This window comes from Mycetocola sp. Y442 (assembly GCF_056898615.1).
This window is the reverse complement of record NZ_JBXHBV010000003.1, coordinates 836,792-859,427: the sequence shown is the minus strand read 5'-3', so window position 1 is coordinate 859,427 and position 22,636 is coordinate 836,792. Positions and strand designations below refer to the sequence as shown.

Sequence of the window (22,636 nt, the reverse complement as noted above, 5' to 3'; positions counted from 1 at the left end):
GAGAACCTGAGTTCGGAAAAGCGAATGTTTCTTACCAATATTGATCAGTTTCTCCGATGAGTAGGCTGGCCCCATGCTCGACATGAGAAGACTTCGACTGCTGCGCGAGGTTCAGTTGCGGGGCACGCTCGCCGGCGTCGCCGAAGCGCTCGCATTCAGTCCGTCGTCCGTGTCGCAGCAGCTGTCACAACTCGAGCGCGAGGCGGGCGTCAAACTGCTGCAGAAGAGCGGCCGCCGGGTCCAGCTCACGCCACAGGGAGAGCTCCTGGCCACGCGCGCCGCCGAACTGCTCGACGGGCTCGAACGCGCCGAGGCCGAACTCGTCACGTCGCTCGACGCGGTGATCGGCACGGTTCGCGTCGCTGTGTTCCAGTCGGCCGCGCACGCGGTCATCCCTGAGGCGCTGTCGATCCTCCGCTCAGAGCACCCGGATCTCCGTGTGGAAATCGTTGAACGCGAGCCGGAGGCCGGCCTGTTCGACCTCGCGGCGCGTGACTTCGACCTGGTCCTGGCCGAGCAGTACCCCGGTCACACCCGGCCGCATCTGCCCGACCTGGATCGCGAGTTCCTCGCGACGGATGCCCTCCGGCTCGCTGTGCCGTCGGCATCCGCTGTTTCCTCGCTGACGGATGCCACGGACCTCCCGTTCGTGATGGAACCGGAAGGAACTGTTGCGCGGCTGTGGTCGACGCAGCTGTGCCGTGCTGCCGGTTTCGAACCGGACGTGCGGTTCGAAACGGCTGACCTCATCGCGCACATCCGGCTGATCGAGTCGGGCAACGCCGTCGGTATGCTGCCCGATCTGGTGTGGGCGGGCCGGGAGCCCGCGTTGCGATTGGTCGACCTGCCGGGGATGCCGTCACGCACGGTGTTCACCTCGGCGCGGCGCGTGAGTGCAGCGCGCCCTGCCGTCACCGCTGTGCGCGGGGCACTGGCGAGGGCGACGGGCTTCCTGGTGGCGCAGCCGGGCTGACGGTCCGCGGCACGGCATCGTCGCTACACAGATGCCCTGAGGGGCTCGAGGGCAGCCAGGACGAGGTCGAGGCCGAAGATGAACTCCTCCGCCGGGTCGTAGCCGCCAGCGACGAGCGCCGCGGCGGACTCGTTGAGGTAGGGGAACTCGTCGGGAGGTAGCTGGGGCACGTAGACGCCCTTGGCCATGTCCGCGAACTCATCGGCGGTACCGAACGGCAGGCTGGTTTCCTGCAGGGCAAAACCGTAGACATAGCTGTCGAGCAACCAGTTGGCGTGCGTCGCCATCACGACCGTGAAGCCAGCCTTCCGCAGGCAGGCGGTGACCGCTTCGTGGTGGCGGAGGTTCGCGGGCCCCGCCGACGTCCGCGATTCCATCAGACCGATCGCCCACGGGTGGCGGGCGAGAACCTGTCTGGCGGATACCGCACGCTGCCGAATCGCGGACTGCCAGTCGGCGTCTTCGCGCGGGAGCTCGATCTCCTCGAACACGATGTCGACCATGGCGTCCAGCAACTTCTCCTTGCTCGCCACGTAATGGTAGAGCGACATCGCGCCAGCGCCGAGCGCGCCAGCCAGCCGACGCATGCTCAGCCCATCGACCCCCTCGCGGTCGGCGAGTCGGACTGCCTCGGCCACCACCCGCTGCTTGCTGAGCCCCGCGTCTGACGCGACCTGGCGTTGTTCTCTCGCGGACACGGGACTCCTTGCTCGTTCGAAAAAGGCTTGACAATCGTCCAGCGTACGACGATAGTACGGTGTACGACCGTAGTACAGCGTACGAACGAGCCACAGGTCACATATGAGGAGGTTTCCGTGAGAACAGAACTGCAATCGAATGGCGTAATACGCCGAGTGGGGGGCGCGAGCCGAGCCGGGAGGGCGACGATGCGGGCCGCCGTCCAGCACCGCTACGGCCCGCCCTCAATACTCGAGTCGTCCGAGGTCGGGATGCCGTTGCCCGGTCGAGGCGATGTGCTCGTCCAGGTGCGCGCGGCCTCGGTGCACCCTGGCGACTACTTCGTCATGACCGGGGAGCCGTACATGGTGCGCCTGGTGTTCGGGCTCCGCCGGCCGCGCCACGGCATCCCCGGCAGGGATCTCGCTGGCGTGGTGACAGCGGTCGGGAAGCATGTCACCGCTCTCCGCCCCGGCGACGAGGTATTCGGGTGGAGCACCGCTGGAACGCTCGCCGAGTATGCCTCGGTCCCGGCGGACAACCTCGTGCCCGTGCCAGGCAATGTGTCGCTCGTGGACGCGGCAGCGGTGCCAACGTCGGCCCTGACGGCGTTGCAGGCGTTGCGCACGATCGCGAACGTCCAACCGGGCCAGACGGTGCTGGTCACGGGCGCGTCGGGCGGCGTTGGCTCCTTCGCCGTACAAATCGCCAAGGCTTTCGGCGCAGAGGTGACGGGGGTGTGCAGCACCCGCAACGTCGAGCTGGTCCGCTCGCTCGGCACCGACCACGTCGTCGACTACACGAAAACCGATTTCACCCGCGCCGATGAGCGCTACGACATCATCATCGACAACGTGGAGGCCCAGCCGCTGGCGGCTGTCCGCCGAGCGCTGATGCCCACCGGCACCCTGATCCCCAACAGCGGACACGGCGGCCGCTGGCTCGGCCCGCTCGGTCGGGTCGTCACAGCGCGCGTGCTGTCCGGGTTCACCCGTCAGCGGTTGAGGCCCTTCACCTCGGTCGAGAAGCGCCAGGACCTGCTCACGCTGGCCGACCTGCTCACGACGGGGCAGGTCACACCCGTCATCGACCGCACCTACCCCCTCGATAAAGCAGCGGACGCCCTCCGCTACGTCGGGGCCGGCCACACCCGGGGGAAGGTCGTGATCACCGTCTGACGACCGGACCGACGAGAACGACTCAACCCGTGCGTATGCACGCCCACACCTGCCGCCACTCCGGCGGACGGGCCCGCTCCACTCGAAAGGAAAGACCGATGACCATCCGAACGACTACCCCGAAACCGCTCGATAGCCCGCCCATCCCGGTGCAGGCCAAGATCGCCGCCGCCTGGGCCAGCTTCATGTTCCTCTACATCTGCGTCGACTTCTTCAACCTCTACAAGCCAGGCGTCGTCGACAGCATCCTGAATGGCCTCGTCTGGAGGTTCGACGTCAGTTCCACGTTGTTGACCGTGATGTTCGCGTCCGTGGCGATCCCGGCCCTGATGGTGATGCTCTCCATGGCCATGCCCGCCCGGATGAACCGCGGCACGAACCTCGTCGTGGCATCGCTCTACATCCCCTACTCGATGTTCAACGCGGCGGGGGCGACCTGGGAGTGGGCCTTCTTCTACGCCCTCTCCATCGGAATCGAGGTCCTGCTCCTGGTCTTCATCCTGCGCTCCGCCTGGACCTGGCCCCGAACTCCCGCCGCCCCAGCCGGTCCCGCGCCGATCGACCTTCGACAGGAGGCATCCGTGACAGAATCGGCCGCATGACGACTCCAGAGACCTACGACGCGATCATCGTCGGAGGGGGCCACAACGGCCTCACCGCGGCGGCCTATCTCGGCAAGGCGGGCAAGCGGGTGCTGGTACTCGAGCGGCTCGATGCCGTTGGCGGTGCCGCGGTGTCCGCCCAGGCATTCGACGGCGTCGAGGCTTGGCTGTCGCGCTACTCCTACCTCGTGAGTCTCTTCCCTCAGCGGATCATCGACGACCTCGGCCTCGACATCACGCTCGTGCGGCGACGGTTCTCGTCGTACACCCCCGACCCCGAGGATCCCACCCGCGGCCTGCTCGTCGACAACGACGATCCGGCCGCCACCGCGGCGTCGTTCCTCCGGATCGGAACCACCGACAGCGAATTCGATCTCTTCGAGCGTTTCTACGGGAACTGCCGCATCCTCACCCAGGCGCTCTGGCCGACTCTGACCGGGCCACTGCTCACCCGCTCCGAGGCGAAGCGCCTGGTGACGGATGCCGGCGGAGCGGCCGTGTGGGACGCGATGGTCGAGCGTCCGATCGGCGAGATCATCGCGCGGCACCTGCAGAACGACGTCGTGCGTGGCGTGGTCCTCACCGACGCCCTCATCGGCACCTTCTCGCGGGCGACGGATGCCGACCTGCAGCAGAACATCTGCTTCCTCTACCACATCATCGGCGGCGGGACCGGGGACTGGGACGTTCCCGTCGGCGGAATGGGCGCAGTCACCGCTGAGCTCGCGCGGGCCGCGCGGGATGCCGGCGCGACTCTTCTTACCGGAGCAGACGTGACGGCCGTCGACCCGGCCGGCGTCGTGCGATATCAGCGGGACGGCGCCGAACTCGAGGTGCACGCTGAGTGGATCCTCTCGAATGTCGCCCCCGCCGTGCTCGACAAGCTGCTCGTTGCCGGAACGAGTGTCAGCTACGGGCGCGAGCAACTCGCGGCAGGTGAACCGTCGGTCGGCGTCTTCGAGTCACGCCCATTCGGCGTGCGCTCGGCCGCCCGTGCAAACCCAAATACGTCACGCGAGGGCGCCCAGGTGAAGGTGAACCTCCTGCTCACGCGGCTGCCGAAGTTGCGGGACGCGGCCGTAACCGGTGAAGCCGCGTTCGGCGGCACCTTCCACATTAACGAGTCGTGGTCGCAACTCGACGATGCGTACCTCACCGCCGCCGAGGGCAGCATCCCGACCCCGCTGCCCTGCGAGATCTACTGCCATTCCCTCACCGATCCGACGATCCTCTCGCCCGAACTGCGCGAGGCCGGGGCGCACACGCTCACCGTGTTCGGGTTGCACACGCCAGCGCGACTCGTCACCGGCGAGAACAACGACGAGATGCGCGACAGGCTGCAGGCCGCGGTGCTGGCTTCGCTCAATTCGGTGCTCGCCGAGCCGATCGAAGACCTCATCATGACGGATGCCGTCGGCCGGCCCTGCATCGAGACCAAGACAACGCTCGACATCGAACGGGCGGTGGGGATGCCGCTCGGCAACATCTTCCACGGCGGGCTGGACTGGCCGTTCGCCGAGGATGACGCTCCGCTCGATACCCCCGCCGCTCGCTGGGGGGTCGCGACGGAGCACCCTCGCGTTCTGGTGTGCGGTTCGGGAGCGCGCCGGGGCGGAGCGGTATCGGGTCTCGGCGGACACAACGCCGCGATGGCCCTGCTCGAGTCCGAGTAGGGGTACCCGGCAGGGGCGAACCCGGCCACGCCGCACTCAGTGTCGGCGGTGATCCTGGATCGTGATCCTCGGGCCGCGCCGTGGCTTCGCAATCCCGCTCGCGAGAATGAGCCTCACAACCCGCTGCCGCTGCCCCTCCCACGGCGCAAGCAGCTCGAGCATGCCGTCGTCGTCGACCGGCGCCCCGGTGAGCGCCATCCCGACCGTCGACGCGAGGTGGTAGTCGCCGACACTGACGGCATCCGGGTTTCCGTGCGCCCTCGCGGTGACCTCCGCGGCCGTCCAGACGCCAATTCCGGGCAGGCTGCGCAGTCGAGTGGATGCCGTCGCGGACTCCTGAAGGAGATCCTCCCCCGTCGAGAGGGTGCGTTCGAGAGCGTCGGCGACCCGGCTCGCGCGGACCGCGGTGTCTGACCGTTGCGGGCCGACGCCGGCCTCGTGCCACTCCCAGCTGGGGATGAGGCGCCAGGTGTCAGGCGCTGGCGCGACGGTCATGCCCTCGGGCGCCGGACCGGGTGCCGACTCGCCGTGTCGTCGCACGAGCCGGCGCCACGCGCGCCACGCCTCGACAACGGTGACCTTCTGCTCGAGGACCGCAGGCACGAGCATCTCGAACACGAGCCGGTTGCGACTGAGCCGCAGGCCGGGATTGCGGCGGCGGACCTCGGTGAGTAGTGGACTTCGGCCCAGGTCGAGGTCGTCCCAGTCGTCGCGGCTGCCGAGCAGCTCAGGCACACCATCCATCGCCCACTCAGCGCCATCTCCCCACGCAGCGACGTCGATCTCATCCGTCCGCTGGACCAGGTGAAGGGTTGCTGGACCGGTCGGGGTGCGGAGCGTCAGCCACGAGCCGTTCGCCGTTCGCCGGAAGCACGGGCCATCGACGCCACGCGAGAGCGGGCCGAGCGTTGCGGAAATCGAGAGCGGATGCCGTGGGCGGTAACGCGAACGCAGCACGGTGTCGCTGGCCGCGAGGGTGTCCATGCGCACCACGATACGTGACGGGCACCGACACGCCGGCATTCCGAGCCCCGCCTGGCCCGGCCCGGTGCTTGTTCTGGTTTGTCCTGTGGCGGCCGGACTGTGGCTGATTTCGGGCTGGCGGCACACCGGGACGCCTGCGTAGAGTTCGCGCATGACATTTTCGACAAGCGACGTCTCGGCCCTCCGCGCTGCCGTGACCGGTGAGGTCTTCGAGCGCGGCGACGCCGGGATGGCCGAACACGTAGCCGCCCAGAACACCCTTATCGTGCACGAGCCAGAGCTCGCCGTACTCGTGGCCGATGAGGCCGACGTTTCCACCGCCGTGCGGTTCGCCGCCGAGCACAACCTCCCGGTCAGCGTGCAGTCGACGGGTCACGGCGCGTGGAAGCCGATCACGTCGGGTCTGTTGATCCTCACCTCCCGCCTCGACGCGGTGTCGATCGACTCGGACGAACGCATCGCGACGATCGGGGCGGGGGCGAGGTGGAGTGCCGTCATCGACGCGGCCGCGCCGTACGGACTCGCCCCGGTCACCGGCTCGTCACCACACGTCGGCGCCGTCGGGTACACCCTCGGCGGAGGACTCGGTCCACTCGCCCGAAGCCACGGGTTCAGTGCGGACTGGGTCCGCGGGTTCCGGGTGGTCGTCGCGGACGGCACAGTGGCGGTCGCGACAACCGCGGAAAACCCCGAGCTGTTCTGGGCATTACGCGGCGGCAAGGGCGGCCTCGGCGTCGTCACCGAGATGCGGCTCGAACTCGTGCCGCTCGTGAGTCTCTACGCCGGCAGCCTCTTCTTTGACACGCCCGACGCCGAGACTGCTCTCCGGGCGTGGGTGGACTGGACCGCGACCGCTCCCGATGACGTGACGAGTTCGGTCGCACTGTTGTCGATGCCGCCGATCGAGGAAATCCCCGAACCCTTCCGCGGCCGGTTCGTTCTGGCTTTGCGATTCGCCTACCCGGGCGACGCCGAGGTCGGGGCCCAGCTCCTGCAGCCACTCCGTCAGGCGGCACCGGTCTACGTCGACGGCGTCGCCGAGATTCCCACGACGGCGATGGGCGCCATCCACGCCGACCCCGATGACCCGAGTCCCCTGTGGGACCTCGGTGTCCTGCTGAAGCCCATCGACCAGGACTTCGTGACCGAACTCCTCGCGAGCTTCGGACCGGACGCCGACTCGCCCTTCGTCTCGGTTGAGATCCGCCAGCTGGGCGCAGCGACCCAGAACGACGTTGAGGGCGGTTCGGCGGTCGGTGGTCGCAACAGTGCGTTTACCTTGACACTGATCGGTGTCGTGCCGCCACTCTTCGAACGGATGCCCGTGGTTGCGAACGCGTTCCTCGAGCGTGCGGCGCGGTGGATCTCACCGGAGACGAACATCAACTTCTCGCCGTACGTCGAGACCCCTGAGCACTTCGCCCAGGCGTGGCCGCCCGAGACGTTCGAGCGGCTGGCCCGGGCTCGGAAGACCTACGACCCCGATGGCCTGTTCGCCTTTGGGCCGGTGGAGCCGGTGCCGCAGGCCTGACCGCGCACCTCGAGTTGCTGGTTTTGCACGGGTTAGGGCGCGCTCAACCCGTGCAAACCCAGCAACTCGCGTGGTCCGCCTACAGGTGGCGCTCGTCGGGGCCGTTGTACTCCGACAGCGGCCGGATCAACGCGTTGGACGCCGCCTGCTCCATGATGTGTGCCGTCCAGCCCACAACCCGCGCCGCCACGAACAGCGGAGTGAAGGTCAGCGTGTCGAAGCCCATCAGGTGGTAGGCGGGCCCGGACGGATAGTCGAGGTTCGGCTTGATGTTCTTGCGGCTCGTCATAGCGTCGTTGAGCGCGTCGTACAACTCGACCATGTCGTGGCGGTCGTAGTACTCGGCGAGCGTGTCGAGCGCCGCCTTCATCGTCGGCACCCGCGAGTCACCGTTCTTGTACACGCGGTGGCCAAAGCCCATGATCTTGCGCTTGGAGGCGAGCGCCTCCTCGAGCCAGGCCTCGGCCTGATCTGCAGTGCCGATCTCGTCGAAGGTGTGCATCACCGCTTCGTTTGCGCCGCCGTGCAGCGCACCCTTGAGTGCGCCGATGCCGCCGACCACAGCGGAGTACAGGTCACCCAGGGTCGAGGTGATCACGCGTGCGGTGAACGTCGAGGCGTTGAACGAGTGCTCGGCGTAGAGGATCATCGACACGTTGAACGCGTCGACAACGGCATCCGCCGGCACCTCACCGAACGTCATATAGAGGAAGTTCGCCGAGTAGCCGAGGTCGTCGCGCGGCGGGATGAGGTCTTCGCCGCGACGGCGACGCTGGTCGTACGCCACGATGGCCGGGACCTGCGCGTACAGCCGGGCCGCCTTGTTGAGGCTGGATTCCTCGGTGGCGACGTCGGCATCCGGGTCGGTGGCACCGATGGCCGAAACCGCGGTCCGCAGTACGTCCATCGGGTGAGCTGTCATCGGCAGCAGGTCGACGACGGCCTTCACACTGTCGTCGAGAGCACGCTGCCCACGCTCGACATCCTCGAATTTCTTGAGTTCGGCATCCGTCGGCAGCTCACCGTGCCAAAGCAGGTAGGCAACCTGCTCGAAGCTGCAGTTCGCGGCGAGTTCCTGCACCGGGTAGCCGCGGTACAGCAGCGAGTTGGTCTCAGGGTTGACCTTGGACACAGCCGTGTAGTCGACAACGACTCCGGCGAGGCCCTTCTTGATGTCGGTGTCTGTCATGCCGTGCTCCTTTGCGTGGGGTGGTGCGAAAGTCTGGGCGGACCAGCGGTCGGGGATGCCGCACCGCTGGTCCGAGGAACCCTACCGTTCAACGGTGAAGTTGAACACCGAGGTGTCGAACTGGTTGTAGCCCTCGTAGTCGACGAGTTCGTAGAGATCGGCGCGGTGCTGCATCTCGCCGAGCTTCGAGCTGAGGCTGCCCTCGTCGTTGAGCGTGTCGAGCGCGCGGCCCGCTGCACCCATGGCGGTGCGGAGAAGCGACACGGGCCAGATCACGATGTTGATTCCAACATCGGCGAGCTGCGCGCTCGTGAAGAGCTCGCTCTTGCCGAACTCGGTCATGTTGGCGAGGATCGGCACATCGACGGCCTTGCGAACGGCCTCAAACTCGCCGAGGTCACGCATGGCCTCGGGGAAGATGGCGTCCGCGCCGGCGTCGACGAGTTTCTTTGCCCGGTCGATCGCGGCATCCAGTCCATCAACGGCACGGATGTCGGTGCGCGCCATGATGAGGAAGTTGTCGTCGCGACGCGCATCGGCTGCCGAGCGAATCCGCTTGAGCGCTGTCGACTCATCGACGACCTGCTTGCCGTCGAGGTGACCGCAGCGCTTCGGGTTGACCTGGTCCTCGATGTGCATGCCGGCCAGGCCTGCATCCTCGAGTTCCTGGATGGTGCGGGCGACGTTCATCGGCTCGCCGAAGCCGGTGTCGGCGTCGACGAGTGCGGGCAGTTCGGTCATCCGGGCGATCTGCTTCGCACGGCCGGCCACCTCGGTGAGGGTGGTCAGGCCGATGTCGGGCAGGCCGAGGTCAGCGCTCAGGACAGCGCCGGAGATGTAGACGCCGTCGAAGCCCTTCTGCTCGATCAGCCGTGCGGAGAGGGGGTTGAACGCCCCGGGGAAACGGAGCAGTTCACCGGTGGCGAGGCGGTCACGGAAGATCCGGCGCTTCTCCTCCGGTGTGGTCTTGGCGTACAGCATTTAGAACAGTCCCTTCGGTGATTCAACTCCGGCGAGAACACCGGATGCCGCCTGGATGGTCAGCCCGCCGAGCTCGTCAGCGGTGAGTTCAGGCAGGCGCTGAACTGTGGTGAGGAAACGCTCGATCTCTTCGGGCTCGAGCACAGGCTCCGCCAGCATGCGGAACTTGGCGATGTAGTCCTCGCGCACGAACGGCCGGGCGCCGAGCGGGTGCGCATCGGCGACGGCGATCTCGTCGACGATCGTGGTTCCATCGGTGAGGGTGATCTCGACGCGCCCGCCGAAGGCCTTCTCAGCGGGGTCGATGGAGTGGTAGCGGCGCGTCCACTCGGCGTCTTCCTCCGTGCTCACCCGATTCCACAGCTCGACGGTGTCCGGTCGTGCTGCCCGCTCGGGAGAGTAGGAGTCGACGTGGTGCCAGCGGCCGTCCTGCAGCGCGACGGTGAAGATATACGGGATGGAGTGGTCGAGGGTCTCACGCGACGCCGTCGGGTCGTACTTCTGCGGGTCGTTCGCGCCTGAGCCGATGACGTAGTGCGTGTGGTGCGAGGTGTGGAGGACGACGCGGTCGATGGCGCCGGGAACGAGCAGTTCAGGGTGCTCGTTGTGCAGTTTCCGCGCGAGGTCGATCCAGGCCTGGGCCTGGTACTCGGCGGAGTGCTCCTTCGTGTAGCTGTCGAGGATGGCGCGCTTGGCCTCGCCGGCCTCGGGGAGCGGCACGTCGTACGAGGCGTTCGGTCCGTCGAGCATCCACGCGACGACACCGTCTTCGCCCTCGTAGATGGGTTCGGGCGAGGTCTGGCCGCGCATCGCACGGTCAACGGCTTCGACGGCCATCTTTCCCGCGAACGCCGGAGCGTGCGCCTTCCAGGTGGAGATCTGGCCCTTGCGGGACTGGCGGGTCGCCGTCGTGGTGTGCAGCGCCTGGCCGATGGCCTGGAAGATGGTTTCGACGTCGAGTCCGAGCATGGTGCCGATTCCGGCGGCCGCGGATGGGCCGAGGTGAGCAACGTGGTCGATCTTGTGGGCGTGCAGGCTGATCGCCTTGACGAGATCGATCTGGATCTCGTAGCCGGTCGCGATTCCTCGGACGAGGTCGTGGCCGGTCGCGCCGACGTGCTGGGCGACGGCGACGAGCGGTGGGATGTTGTCACCGGGGTGCGAGTACTCGGCAGCGAGGAACGTGTCGTGGTAGTCGAGTTCGCGCACGGCGACGCCGTTTGCCCACGCCGCCCATTCCGGGCTGACGCGACGCGCGGCATCCGGACCGAACACCGTCGACCCGTTTCCTCCCGTGGTGACGGGATGCGCGAGCGCCTGCGACCTGGCGGCGACGACGGGGCCGCGGGTGAGCGACGCCGCGGCGACAGCGGCGTTGTCGATCATCCGGTTGATGATCATGTCGGTGACCTCTTCGGTGACCTCGACCGGGTCGGCGGCAACCTCGGCGAGAGCCCAGGCGAGCTGGCCCTCGCGGGAGAGGTTCTCTTCGCTCGTGTGGACGCGCAGGTGGTGGGTCTTCATAGTGTTCCTTTCATCGAAGACTCGGGGGCGCCGGCATTCAGCGCGGCGGTGTCAAGCAGGTTGGTGAGGCTCTTGCGCAGGTGCACAGCTGTGGCCTGCGCGGCAAGGATTTCGTCGCGGTCGAGGATGGCCTGCACGATGAGCAGGTGTTCGCCGATGCTCTCGATGAGTCTGTCGGGGTTGTCCTGCGCGAGCCGGCGGGCGCGGGCGAGGTGACCGCGAAGGCCCCTGAGCGATGAGAGGAGAAACCGGTTCGCCATAGCGTCGTCGATGGCGGCGTCGAGCCGCGCCACGACGGCGTAGTAGCCCGCCGTGTCCTCGGCGACTGTGGCGCGCGCGTTCTCGAAATCGACGCGAAGTGCTTCAAAGACCGTCGCACTGCGGCGTCGGGCGGCGAGTCGGGCTGCCTGGGTTTCGAGTGCTTCGCGAAGCTCGAAGAGTTCGGCGAGGTTGGCTGCTGAGACATCGGTGACGACGCCGGCGCGGCCACGCTGGGTGTCGACGAGCCCCTCGGCGGCGAGCCGGGTGATCGCCTCGCGCAGCGGAGTCCTGGAGATGCCCAATCGCTCGGATTGCTCGGTCTCACCGAGGACAGTGCCAGGGCGGAGCTTCCACGACAGGATGTCCTCCTTGAGGACGTCGTAGGCCTTATCGCTCGCTCGCACAGGCCCAGTATACGCGGATGCCGCGCTGCGGGTATACAGAAGGCGGAGATTTCGCGCGGTTGGCGGTTGTTTTACGCTCTTCGGTATACCGATGAGGAAATGGCTCAATGCCGAGGGGGACGGTGCCCGAGCGCCGTAGCCGCAAGGGATGGCGGAACAGCGGCCAGCCTGGATGGCAGCCACTTCGGTGAGCGATCCTTGTCGACCACCTGTGCCCGAATGCCCTCCGCGAGGTCCGGCTGCTCAGCGAGCCACGCCGAGGTGCGGTATTCCTGCGCGAGAGCCTCCCGAAGGGAGCCGAGTTCACGAGCCCGGCGGAGAGCGGCGAGCGCGACGGTGAGTGCCATCGGCGACAGCGCGTCCAGTTCACCGGCCGCGTCAGCGGCTTCCGGCCCGGGTTCCGCGCGCAACCGGTCGAGGATCTCGGCAACCGAGTCCGCCGAATAACACCGGTCGATCCACTCGCGCTCGGCCTCAAGCGTCGACGTCGGCGGTTCCTCCGAGAAGCGGAGAGCCACGTCGGAGGGCGAGCCGGAGCCCGCCTGGTCACCGAGGGCCTCGATGAGCCGGGGCAGCCGGTCGGATGGCACGTAATAGTCCGCGAACCCGCAAGCGACAGCATCCGCACCGCTCATCGTCTGGCCGTTGAGGCCGAGGTAGGTGCCGAGTTCACCCGGGGCGTGCGCGAGCAGCCAGGTGCCGCCGACGTCCGGGCTGAAGCCGATGCGCGTTTCGGGCATGGCCACGCGGCTGGATTCGGTGACGATCCGGATGCTGCCGTGCGCGGAGACGCCGACGCCCCCGCCCATGGTGATTCCGGTCATGAGAGCGATGTATGGCTTGGGATACTCGTCGATCGTGGCGCAGAGCTCGTACTCGTCGCGCCAGAACCGGCGGGAGAGGTCGTTGCGTCCGTCGAGGGCGTGCTGGCGAAGGCCACGGATGTCGCCGCCGGCGCAGAGGCCGCGGTCGCCAGCGCCATCGATGAGCACCATCGCGACCTCGGGATCGGACCGCCAGCGTTCGAGCGCGTCGGCGATACCGCGAATCATCTCGTGGGTCAGGGCGTTGAGCACCTGAGGCCGGTTGAGAGTGATGCGGCCGATGCCGTTGGCCACGCGGGTGTCGAGGTCGTCCACTGCTGACTCCTTCCGTCGATCAAGGGTATGGCGCTCGGGCCCGAGTACACCCGGTGCGGGGGCGGTGGTGCCCGAACGCATCAGTTCCGGTCGAGTACATCGGTTGCGCGCGATGCTCTCGACCGGAAGTGATGCTCTCGCCGGGTCGGCTCGCGCCCTACAGGAAGATGTCGGGGAACAGGTCTTTCTCGTCGACACCCGGTGAGTACTGCGAGAAGTCGGTGACCCCAGCGGCAATCAGCACGTCCTCCACGATCAGGGACTGGCCGGTGTACTCCCGTGACGGCTTCGTCAGGACCTCATAGGCGGCATCCGCGTAGATCTCCGGCGTGCGGCTCTTCGCGAGCAGCGCCTCACCGCCGAGGATGTTGCCGACCGCGGCCGTCTTGATCGTCGTGCGCGGCCAGAGCGTGTTGGCGGCGATGCCATCGCGGGCGAATTCGGCGGCGAAACCGAGGGTCGCCATCGACATGCCGTACTTCGCGAGGGTGTATCCGGTGTGCGCGCCGAGCCACTTCGGGTCGAGGTTGATCGGCGGGCTGAGCGACAGGATGTGGGCGTTCGGCGCCTCTTTGAGGTGCGGGATCGCCGCGCGCGAGAGCATGAAGGTGCCGCGCATGTTGACGTCCTGCATGAGGTCGAAGCGCTTGGGCTCGAGCTCGAGCGTGCGGGCGAGGCTGATCACGCTCGCGTTGTTGACGACGATGTCGACACCGCCGAAGGTGTCGACCGTTTGTGCGACGGCGTCGGCGATCGAGGCATCGTCGCGCACGTCGCCGACGACGGCGAGCGCCTGCCCACCGGCCTGGCGGATGGCATCCGCTGCGGTGTGGATGGTGCCCTCGAGGCGCGGGTCTGGAGTGTCGGTCTTGGCAAGCAGCGTGATGTTGGCGCCGTCGCGAGCAGCGCGGAGGGCAATGGCGAGGCCGATGCCGCGGCTTCCGCCCGACATGAGGAGGGTCTTTCCGGCGAGTGGTGCGGTCATGGGGTCACTTTCGTTCTGAGGGGAGACGTGGTGGATACCGTTTGGCTGGATGGCGGGGTGGCGGGGTCGGGCGGTCTGTCGCGCCGAGCGCATCAGTTCCGGTCGAGAGCATCAGTTGCGCGGGATGTTCTCGACCGGAAGTGATGCTTTCGCCGGGCGTGACACGAGCGGGCGCGACGCGGCGACCGGGCGAGCGGATGCTATCGGCGGGCCGAGCGGGCAGCGAACGCGGCGATCCGCGCACGGGCCTCGTCGGTGGCTGCCGCAGCGTTGATGGTGCGTGACTCGTCGTCGAGGTTGGACTGGAAGTCGCGGAAGGCACCGTCGCGGAGAAGGCGCTTTGCCTGCCCGAACGCCGCGGTAGCGCCCGAAAGCCAGACGTTTGCGACTTCGCGCGCACGGGCATCCGTCTCGCCGTCGGCAACCACTTCGGCGACGAGTCCCCAGTCGAGGGCTTCGGCCGCGGTCAGCAGTTTGCTGCTGAGGGCGAGCTGTAGCGCCCGCCGCACGCCGATTGCCTCTGGCAGGAGGGTGGAGACGCCGCAATCTGGGGTGAGGCCGATATCGGCGTATTTCGAGACGAACTTCGACGACTCCGCGGCGACAATGTAGTCGGCGACGAGCATGAAACCGAGGCCCCCACCGGCGACGGCGCCGTGAACTGCCGCGACCATCGGCTTCGGGGTGGTGGTGAAGATCCGGTGCCCCTCGTGGATGATGTCGGCGATGCTGCCAATGGTTGAGCCGGTGTCGCCACCGAGCGCGCTCATCTCGGCGACGTCGCCGCCGGCGCAGAACGCGGGTCCTGCGGCGTCGAGGAGCACGGCGCCGATGTCGTCGCGGTCAGCGACCTGCTGGGCGATGTCACGCCAGGCGCGCGCAGCGTCCTCGTTGACGGCGTTGAGCCGGGCCGGACGGTTGAGCGTGACGTGGGCGAGCCCGTCGTCGACGGTGAGAAGGATGCTGTCTGTCATGCGATCACTTTCGTTGTGAGGTCTGTCGGTGTCTGGGGCGAGGTGTGCCTGGGAGAGATGTGTCTGGGCGAGATCATCCGTTGCGGTCGAGAACATCAGTTGCGCGGGATGTTCTCGACCGGAAGTAGTGTTCTCGGCGGGGTCCGGCGGGGTGCGCCTACTTCGGCGCCATCCGGATCGCTCCGTCGAGCCGAATGGTCTCACCGTTGAGGTAGTCGTTTTCGGCGAGGTGCTGGACGAGCGCGGAGTACTCGTCGGGGCGGCCGAGGCGCGACGGGAACGGGACCTGGGTGCCGAGCGAGTCCTGGGCTTCCTGCGGCAGGCCCATCAGCATCGGCGTCTCCATGATTCCTGGCGCAATCGTATTCACGCGGATGCCGTACCTCGCCAGTTCCCTGGCAAGCGGCAGCGTCATCGCGTGCACAGCGCCCTTCGACGCGGCGTAGGCCGGCTGGCCGATCTGCCCGTCGAAGGCAGCGACGGATGCCGTGTTCACGATGAGTCCGCGGCCTCCGTTCTCGTCCGGTGCGTTCTGAGACATCGCAGCAGCGGCGAGCCGCACGACGTTGAACGTACCGACGAGGTTGATCTGGATCACCGTGTTGAAGGTCGCGAGGGGGAGAGTCCCGTCGCGACCGAGCACCTTGCCGGGGGTAGCCACCCCCGCGCAGTTCACGACGATGCCGAGCGGGGCGAGGGCGGTGGCTGCATCGACGGCCGCCTGCACCTGGTCTTCGTTCGTCACGTCGGCGGCGACGAACCGGGCATTCTCGCCCAGCCGCGACGCGGCATCCGCACCGTTCGAACCGGGCAGATCGACGATGACGACGGCAACGCCGAGCGCCGCGAGCCTGGTCGCTGTCGCGTTGCCGAGACCTGATGCACCACCGGTGATGAGTGCCGAAATTCCGTCGAGCTTCATTGCTTGATCCTCCAGAGAACGAGTCACGTGCAGCCTATGGGTGCGCCGCCAACCGCGGTGGCCGGCTTGTCGTGGCAGGTGGCTGTCGCCGGGCGCAGGAGCGACGCCGTTGTACTGAGTCCACAACTCTCGCCGAGGCTACAACCGCTCGATGATCGTGGCGTTCGCCATGCCGCCGCCCTCGCACATCACCTGAAGCCCGTATCGGCCGTCGCCGGTCTGCAGCGCGTTGACGAGGGTCGCGAGGATCCGGGTGCCTGACGCGCCGAGCGGGTGGCCGAGTGCGATCGCTCCGCCCCAGGGGTTGAGCTTCGACTCGTCGACGTCGAACTCGCGCTGCCAGGCGATCGGCACGGACGCGAACGCCTCGTTGACCTCGAACACGTCGATGTCATCGAGGGCGATCCCTGTGCGGTCGAGGATGCGGCGGGTCGCTGGGATGATTCCGGTGAGCATCTCGAGCGGATCACTGCCGACCGCCGTGAACCCGACGAACCGTGCGCGGGGAGTGAGCCCGAGCTGTTCGGCCTTCTCCTCGCTCATGATAAGTGCCGCGGATGCTCCATCGGTAAGTGGCGACGAGTTGCCCGCCGTGATGCTCCAGCCGATTTCCGGGAATCGTTCGGCAACGGCATCCGTGTGGAATGCGGGCGGCAGCTGCGCCAGGGCATCCGCCGTCGTACTACGGCGGACCGTTTCGTCGACGCCGAAGGTCGTTGTGGATCCGTCGAGCGCCACGAGGGTGATCGGGACGACCTCGGAGCTGAACAGGCCCCGATCGAGGGCGGCCGTCGCGCGGGCGTGTGACCGCGCGGCGAACGCGTCGAGTTCGGCGCGGCTGATGTTCCAGCGGGCGGCGATGAGTTCGGCGGCGATGCCCTGCGACACCAGGCCCTCCGGGTAGCGGTGGGCGACCATGGGGCCGAGGTAGTCCTCGCCCAGGGTCGAGTAGCCGATCGGCTGCTGGCTCATCTGCTCGACACCGCACGCGATGACGATGTCGCTTGTTCCGGCGATAACCGCCTGCGCCGCGAACTGGGCGGCCTGCTGGCTCGAGCCACATTGCCTGTCGACGGTGGTGCCCGGGACCGTCTCGGGGAATCCGGCCGCGAGCACGGCGTTCCTGGCGATGTTCGTTGACTGCCGACCGGCCTGGGTCACACAGCCGGCGATGACGTCGTCGACCAGCGCCGGGTCGAGGTCGACACGCTCGACGAGGCGCTGCAGTGTCTGGGCAAGCAAATCGACGGGGTGGATTCCTCTGAGTCCTCCCCCGTGCTTCCCGCGCCCGGACGCGGTGCGAACAACATCGACAAGAACTGCTCGTGACATGGGGATCTTCTCCGATCGGCGAACGTGCCCTTCGAGCGTACGACGGATGCCTCCTGCCGGACCACCGCACGAGGGCCCGGCTTCTCGAGAGTAAGCGCGGTGAGAGCTCGTTCGCGCCAGTCGTTGGAGATGCGGTGTCGCCTGCCCGCCGTGCCTGACCGAACGCGAACTTCCTGTTCTATTTGAGGCTTTTCTTCTGCTTCAGGCTTTTCGCGTGGTCAGCGACGAAGTTGGTTTGATCGCGGGAGGGTCGTTCGTACGAGGCAGCGACCGGGCGTTCGGGGATGGTCACCTTCTCCGGCTCACGACGTTCGTACGGGATTTGATCCAGGAGATGTTTGATGGAGTTGAGGCGTGCAGCGCGCTTGTCGTCGCTCTCGATGGTCCACCACGGCGCGGAGGAGTGGTCGGTCGCCGCGAACATATCGTCTTTGGCTCGCGAGTAGTCTTCCCACCGGGTGATCGAGAAGAGGTCAGTGTCGGAGAGTTTCCAGCGGCGCATCGGGTCTTCCAGACGCGAGTGAAACCGTTGTTCTTGAATGGTGTCCGACACGGAGAACCAGTACTTCACGAGAATGATCCCGTCGTCAATCAGCATCTTTTCCACCTGGGGGACCTGCTCGAGAAAGCGGTGGTACTGCTCATCGGTGCAATACCCCATGACCCGTTCAACCCCGGCACGGTTGTACCAGGAGCGATCCATGAGGACGATTTCCCCGGTGGTGGGCAGGTGTTCGATGTACCGCTGAAAGTACCATTGCCCCTTCTCGCGTTCACTCGGCGTTGGAAGCGCGACGACCCGTGCTGAGCGTGGATTGAGGTACTGGACGATCCGTTTGATCGCGCCACCTTTACCCGCGGCGTCCCGGCCCTCGAAGATAACCAGAACACGAGCGCCGGTCTCAATGATCCATTGCTGCATGCTCACCAGCTCGGCTTGCAATCGCGCAAGTTCTTGCTCGTACAGTGGCTTGGAGACGCGTTTGATGGCACCCGACTTTTTCGACTTCGACATGGTTGTCCTTTTCGCTACACCACTGACTTTCAACACCGATCGCACGATCATAGGGTCTGCCTGACCTCTGGCGCGCGGCGAGTGAGGGTGCGGGTGCGGTCGCATGCAAAGGCCCCTGCCCGCACATGCGCGGGCAGGGGCACCTCACTGCACAAGCGGACTCAGTCGAGCGGCTGCCCGGAGCGGTCCTTCGACACTCCGACGGCGATGATCGAAACCACGGCGCACGCCATGATGAACATGCCGATCGGGACGTAACTCCCGCCGAAGCCTGCGAGCAGGGCCGTCGCGATGAGGGGCGCAGGTCCGCCGACGAGCGCCGCACCGATCTGGTAGCCCAGTGAGACGCCCGTGTAGCGCACATCGGCCGTGTAGCTCTCGGCGAAGAAGGTGCCGAGCACCGCGCCGTACATCGACCAGATGAAGCTGAAACCGACAACCACCGCGAGGGTGAGAAGGAGGAACGAGCCCTGGTTGACCAGCCAGAAGTACGGGACGATGTAGATCATCACGAGAACCGAGCCGATGATGAACATCTTCTTGCGGCCAAGACGGTCTGACAGGCTGCCGACGCCGAGCATCACCGGGATGGCGACGACGGCCGCAATCAGAACGGCGTTGAGCGCTTCACTGCGCTCATAGCCGAGGCCAACGGCATACGACACGGTGAACGTCGCAAAGATGAAGAACGTCGAGGTCTCGATGAACTTCGCACCGATCGTGATGAGCACGGCCCGCCAGTGGTGACGCAGCGTCGTGAGCAGTGGCACCTTAGCCGTTGTGTTGGTCGCGACCACGTTCTTGAACGACGGCGTCTCGGCGACGCTGTGACGGATCCAGAGTCCAATGGCGACGAGAACAATCGAGAACAGGAACGGAATGCGCCAGCCGAAAGCGAGGAAATCTTCGTTACTGAAGATCGAACTGGTTGCGGATGCCGCGAGGTTTCCGAGCGCCAGACCGAACAACGCACCGGTCTGCGGCACTGCACCGTAGAGTCCGCGCTTGTTTCGTGGCGCGTACTCGACCGCCATGAGGAGTCCGCCACCCCACTCACCGCCGAGGGCCAGGCCCTGCAGCAGCCGGAGCACCGTGAGCAGAATCGGTGCCCACATTCCGATCATGTCGAACGTCGGCATGAGGCCGATGGCGACTGTGGCAACACCCATGATGGTCAGCGTGATGACCAGCGTCTTCTTCCGGCCGATCCGGTCGCCGATGTGGCTGAACAGGATGCCGCCGATCGGGCGGATCAGGAACGCAAGCGCGAAGGACGCGAGAGCGAGCATCTGGCTCGCCACTGGGTCATCCGACGGGAAAAAGAGAGGCCCGAAGACGAGTGCGGACATGGTGCCGTAGAGGAAGTAGTCGTACCACTCGACGGCGCTGCCGACCGCGCTGCCGAAGAGCGCGCGCCTCCTGGTCGGTCCGTCGATCAACTCGGATCTGTCAAGCGGGGCCGGGTTCTCCGCAATGGTCGTCATAGTTCTGGCCTTTCATCGTTGAAGGGTACTGCGTGAAAAGTCGCCGACGCGTTGCCGGCGAGGAAGGAAACATCTGTGCCGATGAGCAGCAGGCGCACTCCGCGGTCCCGGAATCGCGCGGCTTCGTCGGCATCCGCACAGTGGATGGCGGTCTGGCGCCCAGCGGAAAGGGCTGCCTGCAGGATCCGCGAGACGGCATCCGAGTGCTCCTCGCTGCCGATCGGCGCGCCCAGGCTCGACGCGAGGTCGGCCGGGCCGACCATGATCACGTCGATACCGTCGACCGACACGATCTCGTCGAGCGCGGCGAGCCCGGCACGTGTTTCGATCATCACAACGACGAGGAGGTCGTCGTTCGCGCGGTCGCGGTGGGTGACGAGGTCGAGACCGAACGTCGTGGCCCGGGCTGGGCCGAGCCCCCGCGCCCCAAGCGGCGGAAACCGGGTGGCACGAACGATCGCACGGGCGTCATCCGCGCTCTCGACCCTGGGAACGACAATTCCCGCTGCACCCGTGTCGAGCGCGCGGCTGTGGTCAGCGCCGACTCCTGGTACGCGGATGAGAACGGGGGTTCCGTGCGCATCGCCCGCGCGGACGAGCTCCTCCAGGCCAGACGGGTTCAGCGCGGCATGCTCGGCGTCAGCGACAATGACACCGGCACCCGTCGCCGCGAGGACCTCGGTGACCGTTGCGCTCGCGATGACCTGAAAGGTGCCGACGACGCTCGTCTCCCTGAGTCGTGCGCGCAGCGTCCCGGAACCACCCCCCGATGCCTGAGGCAGCGAGCCGTATGACATGGCTAGGCGGCCTTCTGCTTGAGCAGGTCGAGGGCGACGTCGACGATCATGTCTTCCTGCCCGCCGACCATCTTGCGGCGGCCGAGTTCGAGCAGGATTTCGATGGTGGGGATGCCGTACTTGGCCGATGCCGTCTCGGCGTGCAGCAGGAAGGAGGAATAAACGTTCGCGTACCCGAGCCCCAGAGTCTCACGGTCCACCTGCACCGGGCGGACCTGGAGGGGCCGGACGATGTCGTCTGCGGCGTTCATCAGCGCCATGACATCGGTACCGTGGTTCCAGCCGAGCTTGTCAGCGACGGCGATGAAGACCTCGAGCGGTGCGTTTCCCGCACCAGCGCCCATTCCGGTGAGGCTCGCGTCGACCCGGTTTGCCCCGGCCTTGACCGCGGCAATCGAGTTGGCGACGCCGAGCGACAGGTTGTGGTGAGCGTGGATACCGATCTCGGTGTCCGGCTCCAGGACGTCGCGGAGGGCGTTCACACGGTCGGTCACGTCGTCCATCGTCTGGGCGCCGGAAGAATCGACGACATAGATGCACTGGGCACCGTAGCTCTCCATGAGCTTGGCCTGCCCGCCGAGCTCTGACGGCGTTGTCAGCGCGCTCATCATGAGAAAGCCCGTCGTGTTCAGACCAAGCTCGCGAGCCGTGCCGATGTGCTGCGCCGAAGTATCCGCCTCAGTGCAGTGGGTGGCAACGCGCACGTAGCTGACGCCAGCGGATGCCGCTCGCTTCAGGTCGGAGATGGTGCCGACACCCGGAAGCAGGAGCGTGGCGATGGCGATATTGGATGCCGTCTCTGCCGCCGCTTCGATCAGTTCGACATCGGAGTGGCGCGAGAACCCGAAGGCAACGCTCGACCCGTTGAGGCCGTCGCCGTGAGCAACTTCGACGCTGTCGACGCCAGCGGCATCCAGTGCCGAGACGATATCGCGGACGTTCTGCACCGTGTACTGGTGGCGGACCGCGTGGCTGCCGTCACGAAGGGTGACGTCTGAGATGAAGAGCTTGTCCGGGACGAGTGAATCGGTCATGGCTTATGCCACCTCCAGTGCGAGCGCGTGCGTTGCGATTGTCTCGGCGGTGCGGAGCGCGGCCGAGGTCATGATGTCGAGGTTGCCCGCGTAGGAGGGCAGGTAGTGCGCTGCGCCCTCCACCTCGAGGAACACGCTTGTCTTGAGGCCGGTGAACTCACCGACACCCGGCACGTTCACTGGCTCGGTGATGTCATCGAACTGGACCCGCTGCTTGAGCCGGTACCCGGGGACGTAGGCGTTGACCTTCTCCACCATTTCAATGACGGATGCTTCGATCGCGTCGCGGTCGGCGGCATCCGTCAGGACGTACACGGTATCGCGCATCATCAGGGGAGGCTCGGCGGGGTTCAGGATGATGAGGGCTTTGCTGGATGTGGCGCCGCCGACGGTCTGCAGGGCCTGGGCGGTGGTCTCGGTGAACTCGTCGATGTTCGCGCGGGTACCTGGCCCTGCCGAACGGCTCGAGATAGAGGCGACGATCTCGGCGTAGTGCACCGGCGTGACCGCTGACACCGCCGCGACGATCGGAATGGTCGCCTGCCCGCCGCAGGTCACCATGTTGACGTTGGGTGCATCGAGGTGCTGCTCGAGGTTCACGACGGGGACACAATACGGCCCGATCGCCGCTGGAGTGAGGTCGATGAGCCGGATACCCGGCTTGGCGGCACGCAGCTTTTCGGCGTTGTGCCGGTGGGCACCGGCTGAGGTCGCGTCGAACACGATCTCGATGTCGGTGAACTCGGCCGACGCGATGAGTCCGTCCACCCCTGTCGAGATCGCGGTGACCCCGAGGCGGGCGGCGCGCGCGAGCCCGTCGGATTCCGGATCGATTCCCACCATCGCCGAAACGGAGAGGATGCCGCTTCCCCGGAGGATCTTGATCATGAGGTCGGTGCCGATGTTGCCTGACCCGATGATGGCTGCGGGAACGCCCTGTGGCATTGTCCGCTCCTTTCACTGCGCTGTGGAGCGC

At 66.7% G+C, this 22,636-nt stretch carries 21 protein-coding genes; 5 read left to right on the top strand and 16 right to left on the bottom strand.

The window, feature by feature from the left end; all coding sequences use genetic code 11:
* Positions 1 to 73 precede the first annotated feature (73 nt).
* Positions 74 to 973 (top strand): LysR family transcriptional regulator, encoded by a 900-nt coding sequence (locus AC1X6S_RS15630; RefSeq protein WP_483406666.1) that lies wholly within the window; start codon positions 74 to 76, stop codon positions 971 to 973.
* A 23-nt stretch (positions 974 to 996) separates the two neighbouring features.
* Here AC1X6S_RS15630 and AC1X6S_RS15625 read toward each other — a convergent pair whose 3' ends face one another.
* Positions 997 to 1,671, bottom strand: coding sequence for a TetR/AcrR family transcriptional regulator (locus AC1X6S_RS15625; protein WP_483406665.1), 675 nt, complete (start codon positions 1,669 to 1,671; stop codon positions 997 to 999).
* Positions 1,672 to 1,860: 189 nt separating this feature from the next.
* On the opposite strand from AC1X6S_RS15625, the gene AC1X6S_RS15620 reads away from it, so the two are divergent.
* From AC1X6S_RS15620 to AC1X6S_RS15610, 3 genes are all read left to right on the top strand, one after another.
* Positions 1,861 to 2,829, top strand: a complete 969-nt coding sequence (locus tag AC1X6S_RS15620; protein WP_483406664.1) for an NAD(P)-dependent alcohol dehydrogenase — start codon at positions 1,861 to 1,863, stop codon at positions 2,827 to 2,829.
* A 98-nt stretch (positions 2,830 to 2,927) separates the two neighbouring features.
* Positions 2,928 to 3,431: a DUF6326 family protein gene (locus AC1X6S_RS15615; protein ID WP_483406663.1), complete on the top strand. Its 504-nt coding sequence runs from the start codon at positions 2,928 to 2,930 to the stop codon at positions 3,429 to 3,431.
* Entirely contained in the window at positions 3,428 to 5,104 is a 1,677-nt protein-coding gene (locus AC1X6S_RS15610) for a phytoene desaturase family protein (RefSeq protein ID WP_483406662.1), read from the top strand. The genes AC1X6S_RS15615 and AC1X6S_RS15610 overlap by 4 nt, the downstream gene beginning before the upstream one ends.
* 36 nt (positions 5,105 to 5,140) lie before the next feature.
* On the opposite strand, the gene AC1X6S_RS15605 is transcribed toward AC1X6S_RS15610, so the two are convergent.
* A complete protein-coding gene (locus AC1X6S_RS15605; RefSeq protein ID WP_483406661.1) occupies positions 5,141 to 6,088 on the bottom strand; it encodes a DNA-3-methyladenine glycosylase family protein in 948 nt (315 codons plus the stop codon).
* A gap of 151 nt (positions 6,089 to 6,239) precedes the next feature.
* Between AC1X6S_RS15605 and AC1X6S_RS15600 the strand changes: the two genes are divergently transcribed.
* The gene (locus tag AC1X6S_RS15600; protein ID WP_483406660.1) at positions 6,240 to 7,619 is read left to right on the top strand and encodes an FAD-binding oxidoreductase; all 1,380 of its coding nucleotides are present in this window, start codon (positions 6,240 to 6,242) and stop codon (positions 7,617 to 7,619) included.
* Positions 7,620 to 7,698: 79 nt separating this feature from the next.
* On the opposite strand, the gene AC1X6S_RS15595 is transcribed toward AC1X6S_RS15600, so the two are convergent.
* From AC1X6S_RS15595 to AC1X6S_RS15530, 14 genes are all read right to left on the bottom strand, one after another.
* Positions 7,699 to 8,808: a bifunctional 2-methylcitrate synthase/citrate synthase gene (locus AC1X6S_RS15595; protein WP_483406659.1), complete on the bottom strand. Its 1,110-nt coding sequence runs from the start codon at positions 8,806 to 8,808 to the stop codon at positions 7,699 to 7,701.
* An 81-nt stretch (positions 8,809 to 8,889) separates the two neighbouring features.
* On the bottom strand, positions 8,890 to 9,789 hold the full coding sequence (prpB, locus tag AC1X6S_RS15590; RefSeq protein ID WP_483406658.1) for a methylisocitrate lyase: 900 nt from the start codon (positions 9,787 to 9,789) through the stop codon (positions 8,890 to 8,892).
* Positions 9,790 to 11,313, bottom strand: a complete 1,524-nt coding sequence (locus AC1X6S_RS15585) for an MmgE/PrpD family protein (RefSeq protein ID WP_483406657.1) — start codon at positions 11,311 to 11,313, stop codon at positions 9,790 to 9,792.
* The gene (locus AC1X6S_RS15580; RefSeq protein WP_483406656.1) at positions 11,310 to 11,978 is read right to left on the bottom strand and encodes a GntR family transcriptional regulator; all 669 of its coding nucleotides are present in this window, start codon (positions 11,976 to 11,978) and stop codon (positions 11,310 to 11,312) included. The genes AC1X6S_RS15585 and AC1X6S_RS15580 overlap by 4 nt, the downstream gene beginning before the upstream one ends.
* Before the next feature lie 104 nt (positions 11,979 to 12,082).
* Positions 12,083 to 13,117 carry an enoyl-CoA hydratase/isomerase family protein gene (locus AC1X6S_RS15575; protein ID WP_483406655.1) on the bottom strand — a complete coding sequence of 345 codons (1,035 nt, stop codon included), beginning with the start codon at positions 13,115 to 13,117 and terminating at the stop codon, positions 12,083 to 12,085.
* A 157-nt stretch (positions 13,118 to 13,274) separates the two neighbouring features.
* Complete coding sequence (locus AC1X6S_RS15570) at positions 13,275 to 14,102, bottom strand: SDR family oxidoreductase (RefSeq protein WP_483406654.1); 828 nt, start codon at positions 14,100 to 14,102, stop codon at positions 13,275 to 13,277.
* A gap of 200 nt (positions 14,103 to 14,302) precedes the next feature.
* Complete coding sequence (locus tag AC1X6S_RS15565) at positions 14,303 to 15,076, bottom strand: enoyl-CoA hydratase/isomerase family protein (protein ID WP_483406653.1); 774 nt, start codon at positions 15,074 to 15,076, stop codon at positions 14,303 to 14,305.
* A 157-nt stretch (positions 15,077 to 15,233) separates the two neighbouring features.
* Positions 15,234 to 15,998, bottom strand: a complete 765-nt coding sequence (locus AC1X6S_RS15560) for an SDR family NAD(P)-dependent oxidoreductase (RefSeq protein WP_483406652.1) — start codon at positions 15,996 to 15,998, stop codon at positions 15,234 to 15,236.
* A 138-nt stretch (positions 15,999 to 16,136) separates the two neighbouring features.
* Positions 16,137 to 17,330: a thiolase family protein gene (locus tag AC1X6S_RS15555; protein WP_483406651.1), complete on the bottom strand. Its 1,194-nt coding sequence runs from the start codon at positions 17,328 to 17,330 to the stop codon at positions 16,137 to 16,139.
* Positions 17,331 to 17,508: 178 nt separating this feature from the next.
* Positions 17,509 to 18,345: a polyphosphate kinase 2 gene (gene ppk2 / locus AC1X6S_RS15550; protein ID WP_483406722.1), complete on the bottom strand. Its 837-nt coding sequence runs from the start codon at positions 18,343 to 18,345 to the stop codon at positions 17,509 to 17,511.
* Positions 18,346 to 18,506: 161 nt separating this feature from the next.
* Positions 18,507 to 19,829 (bottom strand): MFS transporter, encoded by a 1,323-nt coding sequence (locus tag AC1X6S_RS15545; RefSeq protein ID WP_483406650.1) that lies wholly within the window; start codon positions 19,827 to 19,829, stop codon positions 18,507 to 18,509.
* The gene (locus tag AC1X6S_RS15540; protein ID WP_483406649.1) at positions 19,826 to 20,626 is read right to left on the bottom strand and encodes an HpcH/HpaI aldolase family protein; all 801 of its coding nucleotides are present in this window, start codon (positions 20,624 to 20,626) and stop codon (positions 19,826 to 19,828) included. The genes AC1X6S_RS15545 and AC1X6S_RS15540 overlap by 4 nt, the downstream gene beginning before the upstream one ends.
* Before the next feature lie 2 nt (positions 20,627 to 20,628).
* A complete protein-coding gene (gene dmpG, locus AC1X6S_RS15535) occupies positions 20,629 to 21,660 on the bottom strand; it encodes a 4-hydroxy-2-oxovalerate aldolase (RefSeq protein WP_483406648.1) in 1,032 nt (343 codons plus the stop codon).
* A 3-nt stretch (positions 21,661 to 21,663) separates the two neighbouring features.
* A complete protein-coding gene (locus AC1X6S_RS15530; RefSeq protein ID WP_483406647.1) occupies positions 21,664 to 22,605 on the bottom strand; it encodes an acetaldehyde dehydrogenase (acetylating) in 942 nt (313 codons plus the stop codon).
* Positions 22,606 to 22,636 lie beyond the last annotated feature (31 nt).